The 16,821-nt window shown below is 66.2% G+C and carries 18 protein-coding genes and 1 pseudogene; 14 read left to right on the forward strand and 5 right to left on the reverse strand.

The window, feature by feature from the left end:
* Positions 1 to 99: 99 nt before the first annotated feature.
* Positions 100 to 729: a transcriptional regulator gene (locus tag GJ629_RS02195; protein WP_157511553.1), complete on the reverse strand. Its 630-nt coding sequence runs from the start codon at positions 727 to 729 to the stop codon at positions 100 to 102.
* Between the two features lie 144 nt (positions 730 to 873).
* Between GJ629_RS02195 and pyrB the strand changes: the two genes are divergently transcribed.
* The 3 genes from pyrB to GJ629_RS02210 all read left to right on the forward strand — a co-directional run bounded on the left by pyrB (position 874) and on the right by GJ629_RS02210 (position 3,314).
* A complete protein-coding gene (gene pyrB, locus GJ629_RS02200) occupies positions 874 to 1,788 on the forward strand; it encodes an aspartate carbamoyltransferase (RefSeq protein WP_157511554.1) in 915 nt (304 codons plus the stop codon).
* Positions 1,785 to 2,249 carry an aspartate carbamoyltransferase regulatory subunit gene (gene pyrI, locus GJ629_RS02205; RefSeq protein WP_157511555.1) on the forward strand — a complete coding sequence of 155 codons (465 nt, stop codon included), beginning with the start codon at positions 1,785 to 1,787 and terminating at the stop codon, positions 2,247 to 2,249. The genes pyrB and pyrI overlap by 4 nt, the downstream gene beginning before the upstream one ends.
* Before the next feature lie 237 nt (positions 2,250 to 2,486).
* Positions 2,487 to 3,314 carry a hypothetical protein gene (locus GJ629_RS02210; protein ID WP_157511556.1) on the forward strand — a complete coding sequence of 276 codons (828 nt, stop codon included), beginning with the start codon at positions 2,487 to 2,489 and terminating at the stop codon, positions 3,312 to 3,314.
* On the opposite strand, the gene GJ629_RS02215 is transcribed toward GJ629_RS02210, so the two are convergent.
* Positions 3,315 to 3,872 (reverse strand): NUDIX hydrolase, encoded by a 558-nt coding sequence (locus tag GJ629_RS02215; RefSeq protein WP_157511557.1) that lies wholly within the window; start codon positions 3,870 to 3,872, stop codon positions 3,315 to 3,317. It lies immediately after the preceding gene.
* A gap of 152 nt (positions 3,873 to 4,024) precedes the next feature.
* Here GJ629_RS02215 and GJ629_RS02220 point away from each other — a divergent pair, with 152 nt between their 5' ends.
* The 6 genes from GJ629_RS02220 to psmA are packed head-to-tail and all read left to right on the forward strand — an operon-like array spanning position 4,025 to position 7,304.
* A complete protein-coding gene (locus GJ629_RS02220; protein WP_157511558.1) occupies positions 4,025 to 4,207 on the forward strand; it encodes a DUF1918 domain-containing protein in 183 nt (60 codons plus the stop codon).
* A gap of 7 nt (positions 4,208 to 4,214) precedes the next feature.
* Complete coding sequence (locus tag GJ629_RS02225) at positions 4,215 to 4,640, forward strand: RNA-binding protein (RefSeq protein WP_157511559.1); 426 nt, start codon at positions 4,215 to 4,217, stop codon at positions 4,638 to 4,640.
* Complete coding sequence (locus tag GJ629_RS02230; RefSeq protein WP_157511560.1) at positions 4,640 to 5,332, forward strand: RNase P subunit p30 family protein; 693 nt, start codon at positions 4,640 to 4,642, stop codon at positions 5,330 to 5,332. The genes GJ629_RS02225 and GJ629_RS02230 overlap by 1 nt, the downstream gene beginning before the upstream one ends.
* A gap of 39 nt (positions 5,333 to 5,371) precedes the next feature.
* Positions 5,372 to 6,013 carry a class I SAM-dependent methyltransferase gene (locus GJ629_RS02235; RefSeq protein ID WP_157511561.1) on the forward strand — a complete coding sequence of 214 codons (642 nt, stop codon included), beginning with the start codon at positions 5,372 to 5,374 and terminating at the stop codon, positions 6,011 to 6,013.
* Positions 6,010 to 6,486 (forward strand): Rpp14/Pop5 family protein, encoded by a 477-nt coding sequence (locus tag GJ629_RS02240; protein ID WP_370515756.1) that lies wholly within the window; start codon positions 6,010 to 6,012, stop codon positions 6,484 to 6,486. Before GJ629_RS02235 ends, GJ629_RS02240 begins: the two co-directional genes overlap by 4 nt.
* Before the next feature lie 2 nt (positions 6,487 to 6,488).
* Positions 6,489 to 7,304, forward strand: a complete 816-nt coding sequence (gene psmA, locus GJ629_RS02245; protein WP_157511562.1) for an archaeal proteasome endopeptidase complex subunit alpha — start codon at positions 6,489 to 6,491, stop codon at positions 7,302 to 7,304.
* 23 nt (positions 7,305 to 7,327) lie between these two features.
* On the opposite strand, the gene GJ629_RS02250 is transcribed toward psmA, so the two are convergent.
* Positions 7,328 to 8,086, reverse strand: coding sequence for a hypothetical protein (locus tag GJ629_RS02250; protein WP_157511563.1), 759 nt, complete (start codon positions 8,084 to 8,086; stop codon positions 7,328 to 7,330).
* 92 nt (positions 8,087 to 8,178) lie between these two features.
* Positions 8,179 to 8,961 (reverse strand): DUF4397 domain-containing protein, encoded by a 783-nt coding sequence (locus GJ629_RS02255; RefSeq protein WP_157511564.1) that lies wholly within the window; start codon positions 8,959 to 8,961, stop codon positions 8,179 to 8,181.
* A 233-nt stretch (positions 8,962 to 9,194) separates the two neighbouring features.
* Here GJ629_RS02255 and GJ629_RS02260 point away from each other — a divergent pair, with 233 nt between their 5' ends.
* Genes GJ629_RS02260 through GJ629_RS02270 form a run of 3 tightly spaced genes read left to right on the forward strand, consistent with a single transcriptional unit; the run spans position 9,195 to position 10,586 of the window.
* Positions 9,195 to 9,473, forward strand: coding sequence for a winged helix-turn-helix domain-containing protein (locus tag GJ629_RS02260; protein WP_157511565.1), 279 nt, complete (start codon positions 9,195 to 9,197; stop codon positions 9,471 to 9,473).
* Between the two features lie 46 nt (positions 9,474 to 9,519).
* A complete protein-coding gene (locus tag GJ629_RS02265; protein WP_157511566.1) occupies positions 9,520 to 9,810 on the forward strand; it encodes a hypothetical protein in 291 nt (96 codons plus the stop codon).
* Between the two features lie 50 nt (positions 9,811 to 9,860).
* Positions 9,861 to 10,586, forward strand: coding sequence for a ribosome assembly factor SBDS (locus GJ629_RS02270; protein ID WP_157511567.1), 726 nt, complete (start codon positions 9,861 to 9,863; stop codon positions 10,584 to 10,586).
* A 48-nt stretch (positions 10,587 to 10,634) separates the two neighbouring features.
* Here the strand turns inward: GJ629_RS02270 and GJ629_RS02275 are convergent, their stop codons facing one another.
* Positions 10,635 to 13,328, reverse strand: a complete 2,694-nt coding sequence (locus tag GJ629_RS02275) for an alpha-amylase domain-containing protein (RefSeq protein ID WP_157511568.1) — start codon at positions 13,326 to 13,328, stop codon at positions 10,635 to 10,637.
* Between the two features lie 229 nt (positions 13,329 to 13,557).
* Here GJ629_RS02275 and GJ629_RS02280 point away from each other — a divergent pair, with 229 nt between their 5' ends.
* Both GJ629_RS02280 and ilvB read left to right on the forward strand, forming a co-directional pair.
* Positions 13,558 to 14,775 carry a LeuA family protein gene (locus GJ629_RS02280; protein WP_370515757.1) on the forward strand — a complete coding sequence of 406 codons (1,218 nt, stop codon included), beginning with the start codon at positions 13,558 to 13,560 and terminating at the stop codon, positions 14,773 to 14,775.
* 282 nt (positions 14,776 to 15,057) lie between these two features.
* Positions 15,058 to 16,820, forward strand: a pseudogene (gene ilvB / locus GJ629_RS02285) (biosynthetic-type acetolactate synthase large subunit).
* Position 16,821 lies beyond the last annotated feature (1 nt).

Below are 16,821 nucleotides of genomic sequence, written 5' to 3' on the forward strand. Positions count from 1 at the left end.
CGCGGAGGGAGTTTTTCCCAAGTTTTTCTCGGGAGGGGTGCCCGCAGCGAGCGCTTGTGTGCGCTCGCGAGGACACCCGAGCGAGAAAAAGTGGTAGTTCTAGGCTATGTCGCGGGAGGTGTCAATGGAGACCTCTTCGACGAGGTTGAGTTTGATCACGTTCTTGGGGGCGCGGCCGCCGCGGAACTTCGGGATGGCCAGTTGGTTCTCGACCTCGTCGCCTTTGATCTTCGTGTCCATCTGGAAGATGACGTCGGCGAAGTGTTCGGTCGTGTCCCGTAAGGGAGGGACCGACCGGCCGTTGAGGCAGTGGAGGACCGCCAGACTGCCGGTGTTGAAGATGTGGTTCTGGAGGTCGTTCATAAACGAGCGGAACCGCGAGGGGGGTTCCTGCTCTTCGAGGACGTCCAGCGGGTCGATGATGAGGTTCGACGTCTCCGGGAGCGCGGAGACGAGTTTCGAGGCGTTGTCCAGCGGCGCCTCGCCGGAGACGTGTCGGACAGTCGGCTCGCCGGTCTCGGTCGGGGAGTGCTCTAAGCTATCGCGGATGGCCTGCTCGGAACGGTCGAGCGAGAGGTACAGCGTGCCGCGAGTCGCGGTCAACTCGTAGAGAAACAGCTCGGCCTGACTGGCGGGGCTGGCGTTGAGCGCGACGATGCTGCCGGCCGGCATCCCGCCGTCGAGTTTCCGATCAAGAACGTCGATACCCGTCCGGAGCCGATCTGCCATATGCCATTCGGAGACAAAACGGCCCAGCGGATTAAATATTGCGCTCACCCGCTCTACGGCGATTTTTGCCCCACCCACCGTTTCGACTGGAGGTGTCTCGTCGTGTCGGGAGATTCAAGAGCGTTCGGAGCGCCTGTGCAAGCGATGCGGCACGATCACATCATCAGTGCGAAACAGCTCTCCCGGGCGGACATCGAGGAGGTGCTGGATCGGGCTGCCGACATCGCGGCCGACCCGTCGGCCTACGCCGACCGGCACGCGGAGACGCTGCTCGGCCTGCTCTTTTTCGAGCCGAGCACGCGGACGAAGATGAGTTTCACCGCCGCGATCAAACGCCTCGGTGGCGACGTGGTGGATATGGGGCCCGTCGAGTACTCAAGCGTCAAGAAAGGCGAGAGCCTCGCCGACACCGCGCGTGTCGTCGAGGGCTACGCCGACGCGTTGGTGTTGCGCCACCCCAGCGAGGGGTCGGCGAAGATGGCCAGCGAGTTCGTCGACGTCCCCCTGCTCAACGCCGGTGACGGAGCCGGTCAACACCCCACACAGACGCTGTTGGACCTGTACACCATCCGGGAGAACGCAGGACTGGACGATCTGAACATCGGTATTATGGGCGATCTGAAGTACGGGCGGACGGTCCACTCGCTGGCCCACGCCCTGACGAACTTCGACGCCCACCAGCATTTCATCAGCCCCGAGTCGCTGCGGTTGCCGCGGTCGGTCCGGTACGACCTCCACGAGGAGGGCGCGACCATCCGCGAACACACCGACCTCGACGATGTCCTCGACAGCCTCGACGTGCTGTACGTCACCCGGATTCAGGAGGAACGGTTCGCCGACCAGAGCGAGTACCGGAAGGTCGCCGGGGAGTACCAGATCGACGCCGAGACGCTGGAGAGTGCGCGCGAGGACCTGACCGTGATGCACCCGCTCCCGCGGGTCGACGAGATAGACCACGACATCGACGACACCGACCACGCGAAGTACTTCGATCAGGCCCACAACGGCGTCCCAGTCAGGATGGCGCTGCTCGACCTCGTCCTCGGAGGTGACCAATGACCGACGATCAGAGTCTCCGCGTCTCGAAAATCGAGAACGGCACCGTCATCGACCACATCACCGGCGGACAGGCGCTGAACGTCCTCGCCATCCTCGGTATCGACGGCACCGACGGCGAGCCGATCTCTATCGTGATGAACATCCCCAGCGATCGTTTGGGCCGCAAGGACATCGTCAAGGTCGAAGGCCGGGAGCTGAGCGAGGAGGAAGTCGATGTCCTCTCGCTTATCGCGCCCGCCGCGACCATCAACATCATCCGGGCGTACGACGTGGTCGAGAAACACCGCGTCACCAGCCCCGACGCCGTCTCCGGGGTACTCGAGTGTCCGAACCACAACTGCATCACGACCGAGAACGAACCGGTCGAGTCCCACTTCGAGGTGCTCGAGGACGGCGTCCGCTGTACCTACTGCGACACCATTATCCGCGAGGACCTCGCGGCGCACATCCTGGCGACGTGATCGGTTCGGTCGGAGTTCCGTAGGCCGCCGTCGTCGGGGCCGTCCAGCGCTCCACGAGTGGTCAGTTTCCACACGCAGGGAGAAACGTTTTATTTCGGTGGCCCCTCAGTTCGTTCGATGTCATCGAAAGCCAAAGCGCTGCTTGCCCTGTTCGCCGTGGTTCTCGCGTACAAACTCCTCACGCGGGAGTGACGCGGGGTCCGTGAGCCACTTGCCCGTGGAGTCCCCAACGGGCGTATGGCCGGTATCGTCACCAGAGAAGAACCCGAAGTGTCCTGGTCGGAGTTCGACCGGGCCTTTTACGAGTGTAAGTCCGTCAGCGGCCGCGCCAGCGAACCGATCCCGGACGCGATAAACACCCTCTCCTGTTTCGCCGACAACGCTGCTGCCCGGGAGAACCCTGATCTGGTGCCGGTCAGCGACACCGGCGAGGCGGCCACCGCCGAGCGCCCGTACTTCGACTGGTCGCACGTCTGTCCCACCCACGAGGAGTACCGCGAGGGGCTGCTGGAGATGATCGAGTCGGCCGGCGACACGAGCGGGGATGTCAGACTCGACGATGTGGGGTTCCCGCGGGCGGAGTACTGCCACTGCGACCGGTGTGATGCCGCCTTCACGGCCAGCGAGTACGACGACCGGGCGGAGTGGCGGGCGGGCGTGATCACTGACTTCCTCGCGGCCGCCCGCGAACGCGTCCCCGGGGACCTCTATCTCGCGCTGTACCCCGACCCGTATCCCGGGCATCTCCACGAGCGCAGCGGTATCGACCTCGCGGCGGTCGAACGACTCGCCGACGAGGTGGTGGTTCCACTGTACGACACCTCATACGGGACGACCTACTGGCTGGAGGCGCTGGCGGGCGGGTTCGTCGACGCCGTCGACCTGCCGGTGACCGTCGAACTGTACGCCGTCGACGTGGACATCGACGCGTTGCTGGGCGCCGTCGAGGTGGCGGAGTCGGTGGCCGACCACGTCTGTTACGGCTACGACGCCAGCACCGCGCGGGCGGCGATCAGGCGGCGCGGGGCCGACAGCCGCGAGGGCGTCGACCACCGCCCGGAGTGATCACCAGACGGCGTCGGTACACCACGCTCGGAGGACCTCCCGGTCGCGGGTGTCCTCGGGGAGGGACTGGACCCACCGGGCGGCGGTTATCTCGCCGTCCGGGTCCTCGACGGCGAGGTCAGTCGTCTCGGCGCGGGCGTGGTAGATGGGGAGGACGCCCCACGTCGAGTGGTCCTCGAAGTGAAACTCCACGCGTCCGAGCAGCGCCAGTCCGTCCACTGACGCCTCGACACCGGCCTCCTCGCGCATCTCCCGGCGGGCCGTCTCCCGGAATGACTCCTCGCCGTCGACTTCGCCGCCGGGGAGGACCCACATATCGACCTGCTCGTGACGGACGAGGAGGACGGCCCCGTCCTCGCGGGTGACCACAGCATGGGCGCCGTAGGGGAGGCCGTTGTCGGTGACGCGGTTGACGATGGTCCGGAACCGCGGGCGGGACACCCACCGCGATTTGGAGAACTCCCGGGCGTCCTCGGCGCTCTCGGTGAGGCGGTGGTAGGTCTGTTGGGCCTGCTGGTCGGCCTCGCTGGCGAGATACCACAACCGGTCGACCGTCATCTGTCGTGCCACCGGCCGCGGTGTCGCTGTCCGCCCGGTCGCACGGTGGAGAGAGGGTCCATTGGCCGTCCGTTTGTCGGAGAGAGGCATAAGTCTTCGACTGTCGGCGGCGAATCAGTCCCTTTTTGAGACGCCCACAAGTACCGCTGCGTATGAGCTTCGAAGAGGACGACGAGGTCGTACTTCACGACGAACACAGCGATTTCGACGGCGAGACCGGGACCGTCACCCAGAAGATAGAGACGATGTTCGGCGACGCGAACTACATCGTCAGCTTCGAGGACGGCCAGGAACAGGGCGTCCCCGAGGACAACCTCGAAGCGGCCGAGGAGTAGCGGCGCGATGTCGTCGGTCCCGTTTCACTACGTCGACCTGCGGACGTTCTGTTACGCCACCGAGGACGAGAAACGCGTCACGGCGGCTCTGGAGACGTTTCTCCCCGAGGAGACGGAGCTCCAGCGGGTCGAGAACGAGGGCCACCACGGCGACCGTATCGTCACCCTCTCGGCCAGACTGGAGAACGCCGACGACGTGCGGTACGTCCTCGATAGGGTCGGGGAGTTGACCGACGACGAACACGAGCGGCTGCTTTCGGAACTCGACCAGCGAGTCGACGACAACTGCTCGTTTTTCCTGACGCTCTCGAAACAGGCGGCCTTCGAGGGTCGAGTCGAACTCGGCGACGGCATCACCCTCCGGGGGAAAGTCGAGGCCTACCCCGCGAAGAAGGCGGCGGCCGTCGAGAACGCCCGCGAGGCGCTGTCCTGATGTACGAGGCCGTCCACGCCCGTCCCGACGGCGACAGCACCGCCGCGCGACTCGCGCTGACGGCGGGCGAGTACGGCTACGACGGCGTCGTCCTCCGCAACCACGGCGACGCCCTCCCGGAGTACGACCGCGAGGCTATCGTCGAGAAGTACGGCGTCGACGTCGTCGACGGCGTGGAGGTCAGGGCCGAGGACCCCTCACGGGCGAGCGGGTTCGTCGGCAATCACCGCGCCGACCGGACGGTCGTCGCCGTCCACGGCGGCACCGTCTCGATGAACCGCTTCGCCGTCGAACAGCCACCGGTCGACGTGCTGGCTCATCCGATGACCGGCGACGGCGACGTCAACCACGTGATGGCCAAGGCCGCCGCCGAAAACAGCGTCCACGTCGAGTTCGCGTTCGGCCGGGTCCTCCGGGCCGACGGCGGCGTCCGCGTGCAGGCCATCCGTGACCTTCGGAAACTCCGCGAGATAGTCGCGGCCTACGACGTGCCCTACGTCGTCAGCGCCGACGCGACCAGCCACCTCCAGTTGCGCGCGCCTCGGGAACTCCTCGCCATCGGCGAGGTGCTTGGCTTCGACGCCGAACAGGTCCGGACGGGACTGGCCGCGTGGGGCGACATCGCCGAGCGAAACCGCGACCGGACGGGCGAGGAGTACATCGAACCGGGTGTCCGCCGCGAGGACCGCTGAACCGCGTCCTTCTTTGTCCGGCCGCCGGAACACACGGCTATGACCGACGATGTCGACGACCACGCGGCCCGCTTCGACGAGATAGCCGCGAGTTACGACGAGGACCACAGCGCCGAGTACGAGCGGACGGTCGAACTCGTCGTCGACTACGCCGCCGTCGACGCCGAGGACACCGTCCTCGATCTGGGTGCCGGCACGGGCGCTATCGCCCTCGCTCTCGCGCCCCACTGTGCCCGCGTGATCGGTCGGGACCCGAGTTCGGGGATGCTCGAACAGGCACGCGAGAAGGCCCAGAGAGAGGGCATAGAGACCGTCGAGTTCGGCCACGGGACCTTCCGGGAACCGAACGTCCCCGAAGACGCCGACGTGGACGTGGTCGTCTCGAACTTCGCGATGCACCACCTCGACGACGCGGCGAAACGGGAGGCAATCGACGCCATCGCGGCGCTGGGGCCCGAGCGGTTCGTCCTCGGTGACGTGATGCTGTTCGGGGAACCGGATCCCGCGGAGCCGTTCTACTCCCCCGAGGTCGACGACCCGGCGACGGTGGGTGACCTCGCGGACGCCTTCACCGACGCCGGGTTCGTGCTGACGGCCGTCGACCGGGTCCACGAGCAGGTCGGCGTCCTCGTGGGCGAGCGCGCACCGGACTCGGCGGCCGAGGGGGCGGAGACGCGGTGAAACACCTCCCGAAGTATCTCCGCCAGCGGTGGCGGTATCTCGCCGTCACCGCCGAGACGTGGCCGGACGCGACGGTAGAGCGCGGGGAGTTCCAGCGCCACCTCTGGTACGCCGCCCAGAACCTGCTGGGCGACGCCGGCAGCGCCGAGGTGGACCTCTCGGTGGTCCGCTTCGAGACGGGCGCGGCCGGGTTCGAGGCTATCGTCCGGACCCGCCGGGGCGAGAGCGACCGGGCGCGGGCCGTGCTGGCCTGTCTGGACGGTGTCGCGGGCGACCCGGTCGGGCTCAGGGTGGCCGGCGTCTCCGGCACCGTCCGGGCGTGTGAGGAAAAGTATATGCGTGGAGGGCCGGAAGGAATCGAGCAGAGCCACGTCGCCTTCGAGGGCCGCGAGCGGACGGCCGAGACGCGCGGTGAGCGCGTCGACGTCCGCGTGGACGACGCCTTCGTCGGGGCGGCGACACTCGACATCTAACTATGCAAGGAAGTCAACAACAGCAGGCCTACGACCGGGGGATCACCATCTTCTCCCCGGACGGTCGCCTCTATCAGGTCGAATACGCCCGCGAAGCGGTCAAGCGCGGCACGGCGAGCATCGGCGTGCGGACGCCCGAGGGCGTCGTCCTCGCCGTCGACAAGCGCATCCGCTCGCCGCTGATGGAGCGGTCCTCCGTCGAGAAGATACACAAGGCCGACGACCACATCGGCATCGCCAGCGCCGGCCACGTCGCCGACGCCCGGCAGTTGATCGACTTCGCGCGCCGGCAGGCACAGGTCAACCAGCTACGGTACGACGAGCCAATCGGCGTCGAGACGCTGACGAAGGCCGTCACCGACCACATCCAGCAGTACACCCAGGTCGGCGGCGCGCGCCCGTTCGGCGTCGCGCTGATCATCGCCGGCATCGCCAACGGGGAACCCCGCCTCTACGAGACCGACCCCTCGGGGACGCCCTACGAGTGGAAGGCGCTGGCCGTCGGGGCCGACCGCAACGACATCCGGGCGTACCTCGAAGAGCACTACGACGACGAGATGTCCCTCGAGGACGGCGTCGGACTGGCGCTGTCGGCGCTTGCCTCCGTCACCGAGGACGGCCTCACGCCGGAGGGCATCGGCGTCGCCACCATCCACGTCGACGACGAGCAGTTCACCGTCCTCGACGAGGCGACGAAGGTCGATATTCTCGAAGCGAACGGCATCCTCGACACCGGCGAGGACGACGAAGACGACGCGGAGGAAGACGAAGATGCGGCCGACGAGGCCGATGCGGACGCAGACGAAGACGAGTCCTGATCAGTCGTCGTAGGAGATGCGCTTCACGCGGCCGGGAGTCGTCCGGAAGCGCCATATCTGGCCGCCGTCCCGCGCCGGGACGACCCGGTCGACCTGCTGGAGTCCCTCTTTGATGCACTCCCACCAGGCGCTCTCGCTGTCGTAGCCCGCGGGGTACTCCTCGTAGAGGGCGTCGAGGAAGTCCTGCCGTTTCGCCTCTTCGAGGTCACGCAACAGCGCCAGCGCCGCCCCGACCGCGCGGCGTCGGCGGGCGATCTCCTCCTCGTCCCAGCCTTTGACCTCGATGTCGTCGAGGTCGGCGATGTCCTCGCCGATGCGGCGGTCGTCGTCGATGGCCCGCGAGGAACTGTACCGGATGCCGACCCGACGCCGTCGCCGAGTTGCTCGCGGGTGTCCGCGACCGCGCGGCGGGCGAACTCGTCCAAGCGCGCGCCCTCGACGTTCGAGAGAGCGTCGGCGCTGTCGTTCAGTCGGTCGTCCTCGATGCGGTCGACGGAGGGCGCGAGGTTTGTCTCCAGAGCGTCGCCGACGCTGTCGGCCGGCGGGTCGGTGTCGACGTCGGCCTCGATCGGCGGCGTCTGGACGTTCGAGAGGTCCATCTCGGCGGCCCGGTCGGCGTACGCGTCGAGCAGACCCGCACGCTCGCCCCCGTCGTCGATGTCGAACCGCCGCGTGACTAGCCACCGGAGGTACGCCTCGCGGGTGTCGAACCCGAGCAGGTCGGCCTCGACGGCGAGACCACGGGCGGTCTCCTCGTCGACCGACACCTCGAAAGTCGGCATTCGCTTTCCTATACCGGGTACGCGACGATAAAAGTACCCGACGGCGTCTGACGCCCCGAACCACCCCAACGGAGGGCCGAACGCCAGCGCGGTTACGAACTGCTGTCCTGTGCGACGATCAGGTCGAAGCTCTCGTCGGCGGGTTCGTCGTCCGGCGTGAGGTAGCCGGCGGCGAAGGCGGTGTAGACGGTGCCGCCGTTGAGGCTCACGTCGAAGTCGGCGACGACCTCGCCGTCGTTGCTCTCGGTGTCGCCGCGGATCTGGACGGTGTAGTCGTTGGCCTCGACGGTGGTGTAGCCGGATTCGCCGTAGGGGACGTTGTCGAACAGCACCACGTCGCCGCCGGCGGCGGTCACGTCGACGTTCGGCGCGTCGGGCGAGACGTGGACGACTCGCAGGCGGGACTGGTTGCCGCCGACCTCGGAGTTGTCGTCTTCGAGCACCAGTGGCGCGAACGCCTCGTCGGCCATATCTCCGATCTCGCCGCTGGCGACGATACTGTAGTCAGTGTCGGCCTCGACGGTGACCGGCCCCTCGAACACCGACGTCTCGGCGTCGCCCGCCGCCGTTATCTCGACGGTCCGCTCGCCGGCGGGCACCTCGAGGTAGTCGCTGACGGTCGTGAACGGCACGTCCTCCAGCACCGCGTCGCCGTCGACGTAGACGTCGACGTTCGGCGCGTTGGGTGACATATGAGCGACGCGGACGTTCGCCGTCCCGCCGTCCATCCCGTCACCGGTGGTCATTCCGTCGTCGCCGTCGTCCCCGCCGTCGGCGGTAGTCGTCGAGTCGGTACCCCCACACCCGGCGAGGGCGATTGTCGCTGCGGTTCCGGCGCCGTACAGGAGTCGCCGTCGCGTCGTCTGGTCCGTCATATGGCGTCCGATGCTGAGGATGACAGCCTGATAACCATTTGTGCAACTTGGGCTCAATTTCGCCGTAATTGTCCCGCAGATAGTGGCCAGAGTTGCGCCGGAATTACCACAACGCCTATTCAGACGGTCCGGCTAGGCCGAGGTAGATGCCACACTCGCCGTCCGGTTCGGTCCGCGCGCAATCGCCCGAGACCAGTGGCTTATTTGCCTGCGGGGGGCAAACCCGCTGGTGTATGGAGGCGGTACTGTGGCAGACGCTAGCCGGGACTCGGGGGGGACCAAACAGGGTCCGGATCCTCCGCGCACTCGACGACCGGCCGCGCAACGCCAATCGCCTCGCCGAGGACCTCGACCTCGCGTACAACACCGTTCGCCATCACCTCGACGTCCTCGAGGACAACGGCATCGTCACGAGTCCCGACGAGGACTACGGTGCGGTGTACCTCCCCAGCGACCGAGCGCGCGCCAACTGGGATACTATCGAGGAGATACTCTCGCAGGTGGATTCATGAACCAGCACAGACACGGCCACGACAGCGAACCAGACGGAGGAGACAGATGACCGACGTGACGCTCCTGTTGGACGCCGCTCGCGTCGCCGCGGCGGTGAACGTGGTCCTGCTGTCGGTGTTGATCGGTCTGTGGGGGCGGCTCTACCGGGAGATCAAATCGACATTCACGCTCGGCTCTATCGTCTTCGCCGCCTTCCTGCTGGCGGAGAACGCCGTCGCGCTGTGGTTTTACTTCAACGCCCCCGCGATGCCCGGTATCGCCGTCGAGGTGATGATGCTCCTCCAGATTCTGGAGACGTTCGGTATCGCCGTCCTGTTGTATATTACGTGGCAGTAGCGCCCTCCGTTTCGGAAACACCTTTTAGCCGTGACCCGGTAGCAGGCAGTATGATATCGCTTGACGAAGCCGTCACCGCTCGCCTGGAGTCCCACGGCGAGCGATTCGAAGTGTTGGTCGACCCCGACGCCGCCTTGGCCATCAAGCGCGGCGAGTTCGACGGCGAACTGGAGGACGTCATCGCCGCCGAGGACGTCTTCGAGAACGCCTCCCGCGGGGACCGCCCGCCGGAAAACGCCTTGGAGGAGGTGTTCGGCACCACCGACCCGATGGAGATTATCCCCGAAGTGATCAGGGAGGGTGAGATCCAGATCACCGCCGAACAGCGCCGCGAGATGCAAGACCAGAAGCACAAGCAACTGGTCCAGCGCATCACGCGCAACGCCGTCAACCCACAGATGGACGACGCCCCTCACCCCCCCGAACGAATCGAGTCCGCCCTCGAGGAGGCGGGGTTCACGGTCGACCCGATGGAACCCGTCGAGAATCAGGTCGACGACGCGCTGGAGAAGCTTCGCCCGGTCATCCCCATCCGCTTCGACGAGATGACCGTCGCCGTCCAGTTGCCGGCGGACTTCGCCGGCAGCGGGCAGGCCAAAATCCGGGAGTTCGGCGACTTGGAGCGCGAGGAGTGGCAGGCCGACGGCTCGTGGGTCGGCGTCGTCACCTTCCCCGCCGGCCTCCAGAACGACTTCTACGACCTCGCCAACGAAGTCTCGGAGGGCAACGCCGAGACGCGCATCATCAAAGACGAAGACGACATCGCGACGCGGTAAGGCGTCGTCACCTCTTTCTCGACTCGTCGGAAAAAGGTCGCCGCGTCCTCAGACCTGTTCGAGCGTCCAGCGCTGGTGAGCGCCACCGGAATCGCTGTTCTGCTGGACGGTGTCGCCGTTGTTCGTGCCGGCGCTGGCGACTTCCAGCACTTTCCCGCTGTGGCGGGCGACGAGGCGGACGCCGTCGCTCGTCTCCTCGATTGCCCACTGCTGGTTCGTGTTGCCGAGGTAGTCCCACTGGTGGACGTTCGCGCCGTCCTGGGTCGCGTTCGGGCCGCCGGAGACGTCCAGAGCCTTCCCGCTGTGGGTCGGCGTCAAGCGGTAGTAGCCGTCGCCGGTCGCTTCCGCGGTCCAGCGCTGGTTGGATCCGCCGTTTACGTCCCACTGGATGACGTCGGCACCGTTGTCCTGTGAGGCAGCGTAGACGTCCAGCGCCTTTCCGCTGTTTTTGTTCCGGATGACGTAGGTCGCGCCGTCCTGCACCGTCGTCTCCGTGGTGCTGGTGGACGTACTGCCGGTGAAGCCGTCCTCCCAGCCGTTGTGGCTCGGGGAGAGGGTGTCGCTGGTGTGGTTGTCCCCGGCCTCCCACACGTCTCCGGCGTCTCCGGACGGCCCGCGGCGAGTCTTCCACTCGAAGCTACCGGTCTCTTGGATAGTGACCTCCCAAGCACCGTCGACGAGCGTTCCCTCGATACCGGTGCTCCAGTTGGTGAGACTGGACGTGCTACCGGTGAAGTACACTGACTCTCCGTCGGCCGTCGGCGCGGATATCCGAAGGGTCGTGCCACCACTTGAGATGTCGACGGTCGCCGACTGGCTGTCGTCGGGCGTCGCAACCTCGATAGAGACGGTGTTGGCTTCCGTCCCGGTCGTGTCGTAGTCAAAGGAGACAGCCGTCGTCGCGTCGACACTCAGACTCACGTCCGTCGACTGCACGACGGTTCCGTCGACGACGAAGTCGACAGTTTTCGTCCCGTCGGCGTCGCCGCTGTTCGTGACATCCGCCGAGACGGTAATCACATCGCCCGTCGTCGCCGAGGAGGGGTATCCGAGGTTGGCCACGCTGAAGACGGCAGAGCCGCTCGTGCCCTCGAAGCCATCCTCCCAGCCATTGTGGCTCGGGGTGAGGTTCGAACTGGTGTGGTTGCTGCCGGCCTCCCAGACTTCGCCAGCGGACCCGGACGGGCCGCGGCGGGTCTTCCACTCGAAGCTACTGCCGGGGTCCTCGATGGTGACCTGCCAGACGCCGTTGTTCTCGGTACCCTCGACGCCGCTGCCCCAGTTTGTTAGACTGGACGTGCTGCCGGTGAAGTACACGGACTCACCGCTTGCGGTCGGAGCCTCCATCTTGAGGGTGAGGCCGGTGGTGTCGTCGCCGCCACTACTCCCGTCGTCGCTACCGCCGTCACTGCCACCGCCGTCGCCAACACAGGCTGTCGAATAGACGACGTACTCTTGGGCGGGGACCGATACGTCGAGCGAGCCGTCACCGTTGGTCGTGGTGTTGCTCACTGTGCCCGTACAGTCCGACACGTCGGTATTGGCGCCGAAGTTCGTCTGGACCTGCTGGCTGCGACTGCCGCTTCCGATGTTGATGGCGACGACGCCGTCGCCGCGCTCAAAGATGTAGAGGTCGTTGTCGACGTAGCGTGTCGTCGCCGCGCCCGAGAGGACGTTGCGTCGAATCCACAGCAGATTCGAGATGTCGCTGTCGCCGGCGCCCCGACGGTGGTTGTACACGCGCGGGTACCCCTCGTAGGTCAGGATGTAGGCGTACGCGAGGCGTTCGTACTCCGGCGGGGCGCTGTCGTGGTTCGAGACGAACGTCAGCGCTCGCGTCGGGTCTTGGTTGACCAGCCCAGCCCCGTCGAGGGCGTTCATATCGCCGCCCGATTTGAACACCTGCTCTTTCATCACGAAGTACAGCGCGTAGTCGGTGACGGACATCCCGGTGTCGGCGTACCCCTGATTGACCGCCGTCGAGCCGTCGAGCACTTCGCCAACCGTGTACAGCCCCAGTTCGTCGGTCCACTGGTTGGCGTACTGACTGAAGAAGGACTCGGGGACGTGTTTGACCGCGTCGAAGCGGATGCCGTCGACGCCAAGGTTGGCGTACTTCTCGACGTAGTTCCGAAGCTGCGTGCGGACGTACGACGAGTCCTGATCGAGGTCCCGCAGGCCGACGAGCCAGCAGTCCTCGACCGATTCCGGGTCGCTGTAGTCGATGGAACACGACGGGTGGAAGTCCTGACTGGAGAACTGCGGAATGTCGTCCAGCGTGACTTTCCGGTCGAAGTAGTCACCGCCGGCCGCCATATGGTTGATGACGGCGTCGGCGATGACGTCGAGGCCTTGGTTGTGGGCCTCCTCGACCATCGCCGCGTACTCCTCCTCGGTGCCGAAGACGCTGTCGAAGTTCGTGAAGTCGATGGGCTGGTAGCCCAGCGGCTGTGAGTACGTGAGGGAGTCCGACTGCCGTTCGTACTCGTAGAGGCGGCTGAACTGTGCCGGCGGTACCTGTATCGCGTCGTAGCCGGCGTCGGCGACCGCCGCGAGGTTGTCCGTGATCTGCGTCCAGTCCGTGTGGTAGTACTGATACACGGCGCTGTCGCCGATCTGTGCCGCCGCCGATCCGCTCATCGACGTACCCGCGACCGCTGCCGCCCCGAGCGCCCCGATCCCCTTCAGGACACTCCGACGGGAGTGTGTGCCGCTACTACCGCTGTTGTTGTTCCCCAACATCAACTATGATGAATAGTGGGGGTTATAAAATAGTTTCTCAGGACGAAATAAAGGTACCCTGTCAGTGACAACGAACTGTGTTCCAAACTCACACGGGTCAGTGCCCGGGACCGACTAGCGGGCCGGTCGGTTGCCGGCGGATGCCCGCCGCGGGAGCGACACTGTCGACGCCGACGGGAAGCTTTTTATAACACGAGCGGACTACTGTAGGTACAGATGTCTCACAACAGTGAGGGCACGTCGGGATCCCCGGCGGATCGAGTTCTTCCAGGGCACACTCGATAGCACCTCTGAAATCGACGAGGCACGAATTTTCGACACGACGTTGCGTGACGGCGAGCAGTCGCCGGGCACGTCGTTCAGTTACGAGGACAAACGGGAGATAGCGGCGGTACTCGACGAGATGGGCACTCACGTCATCGAGGCGGGGTTCCCGGTCAACTCCGACGCGGAGTTCGAGGCCGTCCGCGACATCGCCGACTCGACGTCCTCGACGGTCTGTGGGCTCGCCCGCGTCGTCGAGGAGGACGTCGAGGCCGCACTGGAGAGCGGCGTCGAACTGGTCCACGTGTTCGTCTCGACCAGCGACGTCCAACTCCAAGACTCGATGCACGCCACCCGCCAAGACGCACTCGACCGCGCGGTCGAGTCCGTCGAACGGGTCAAGGCGGCGGGCGTCGAGTGTATGTTCTCGCCGATGGACGCCACCCGGACCGAGGAGGCGTTCCTGATCGACGTGGTCGAAGCCGTCAGCGACGCAGGCACAGACTGGATCAACATCCCGGATACGACGGGCGTTGCGACCCCCGGTCGATTCCAGAAACTGGTCTCGAACGTGGTCGCACATACGGACGCTCGCGTCGACGTCCACACCCACGACGACTTCGGGCTGGCGGCCGCGAACGCCCTCTCGGGCTACGAGGCCGGCGCGGCCCAGAGCCAGGTGTCGGTCAACGGCATCGGCGAGCGGGCGGGCAACGCCGCCTACGAGGAAGTCGTGATGGCGTGTGAGTCGCTGTACGACGTCGACACCGGGATCGACACGACGCAGATCACGGAGTTATCGCGGCTCGTCGCCGAGAAGAGCGGAATGGACGTTCCCGGCAACAAACCGGTGGTCGGCCAGAACGCCTTCTCCCACGAGAGCGGCATCCACGCCGCCGGTGTCATCGAGAACTCCGACACCTTCGAACCGGGCGTGATGACCCCCGAGATGGTCGGGGCCTCCCGCCAGTTGGTCCTCGGCAAGCACACCGGGACCCACTCCGTCCGGGAGCGACTCCTTGACGCGGGCTACGACCCGACCGACGAGGAGGTCCGACAGGTGACCCGCCGCGTCAAAGACTACGGCGCGGAGAAGCGGCAGGTCACGATGGAGATTCTCGAGCGGTTCGCCAACGAAGTCGGCGTTGACCGCACCGATGCTCACGAGGAGGCCAGTGCCTGAGATGGTCCCTCGTGGTGTCGCCACTCCCGGCCAGCGGCAGGTGTGTCCGTCGCTGTCACGGAACCCTTATGTACGGGGCCGTCCAGAGATTCGTACTGATGACACGGACCGCTGGCGCTCGGGAACGCCCCGCCGACAGCGGTTCCCTTCTCCTCCGCAGCGGTATTGTAGGGGCTCTATAGCCCCTCACACCTGCATTTTCGACTCGGCCGGTACTGCACTCGACCAGCGACAGACACCAGCGACAATGACGCCACCAACACAACACACACGTGATCGAACATGAGCGAACGCGCATCAATATCCAAGCCAGCGGACGAGACTGACGACGAACGGGACGACGGGATGGAGACCGTCGAGACGGGCGCACAGTCGGTGATCGCGGCCCTCGAACAGGCCGGCGTCGACCACGCCTTCGGCGTGCAGGGCGGGGCGATTATGCCCGTCTACGACGCGCTGTACGACTCCTCGATCACCCACGTCACGATGGCCCACGAGCAGGGCGCGGCCCACGCGGCCGACGCCTACGGCATCGTCACCGGGGACCCCGGACTGGCGATGGCCACCTCCGGGCCGGGCGCGACGAACCTCGTCACCGGCCTCGCCGACGCGGCGATGGATTCGGACCCGATCATCGCTCTCACGGGGCAGGTGCCGACGGAGTTCGTCGGCAACGACGCCTTCCAGGAGGTCGACACCACCGGCATCACGATGCCGGTCACCAAGGAGAACTACTTCGCCGACCACTCGGACACGGTGGGCGACGACGTCAGCGAGGCGTTCGCGCTGGCCAACGAAGGCCGGCAGGGGCCGACGCTGGTCGACCTCCCGAAGGACGTCACGCAGGGCGACACCGAGCAGTGGCCGGGCAAGCCCGAGACGCCGTCGACCCATCAGGCGCCGGTCGAGGCCGAGGAGACGGCCGTCGAGCCGCCGCGGAGGCGCTCCAGCGCGCCGAGCGACCGGTGATTCTCGCCGGCGGCGGCGTGATCAAAAGCGAGGCCTGCGACGAACTCCACAGCTTCGCCACGGAGTACGAAATCCCCGTCATCACGACGATGCCGGGGCTCGGAAGCTTCCCCGAGACCGAGGACTTGGCGCTCGGGATGGCCGGGATGCACGGCACCGGCGCGGCGAATATGGCCATCACGAACTGTGATGCGCTGGTCGGCGTCGGGACCCGCTTCGACGACCGCCTGACCGGCGGCGTCGACAGCTTCGCGCCGGACGCGGACATCATCCACGTCGAAATAGACCCCGCCGAGATATCCAAGAACATCGAGGCGGACTTCCCGCTGATCGGCGACGCCGAACGCGTCCTCGAACAGCTAGACGACACGCTGACGCGGCCGCCCGAGGCCGACGCGTGGCGCGAACAGTGTGCCACGTGGGAAGAGGAGTATCCGCTGGCCTACGAGATGCCCGACGACGAACCGCTCAAGCCCCAGTACGTCGTCGAGACGTTCGACGAGATGGCCGACGACGACGCCATCGTCACGACCGGTGTCGGCCAACACCAGATGTGGGCCGCCCAGTTCTGGACGTACACCCACCCACGCACGTGGGTCTCCAGCAACGGGCTGGGGACGATGGGGTACGGCGTCCCCTCGGCCATCGGCGCGAAACTCGGCGCGCCCGACACCGAAGTCGTCTGTTTCGACGGCGACGGTTCCTTCTTGATGACGGTCCAGGAGCTGTCGGTCGCGGTGCGGGAGAACCTCGACATCACCTACGTCGTCCTCAACAACGAGGCGGTCGGGATGGTCCGCCAGTGGCAGGACGGCTTCTACGAGGGCCGTCGGATGGCAAGCGAGTACCCGTGGATCCCCGAGTTCGACAAACTGGCCGAGGCCTTCGGCGCTCGCGGCTTCCGCTTGGAGGACCCCGAGAACGTCCAAGAGACCATCGAAGCGGCCCGCGAGTACGACGGTCCCGCGGTGATCGACGCGATAATCGACCCCGGCGAGAACGTCTACCCGATGGTCCCCAGCGGCGGGGACAACGGGCAGTTCGCGCTGTCGGAAGCCCATCTGGAGATGCTCTAAC

Source organism: Halapricum sp. CBA1109 (assembly GCF_009741825.1).
Classification (GTDB): domain Archaea; phylum Halobacteriota; class Halobacteria; order Halobacteriales; family Haloarculaceae; genus Halapricum.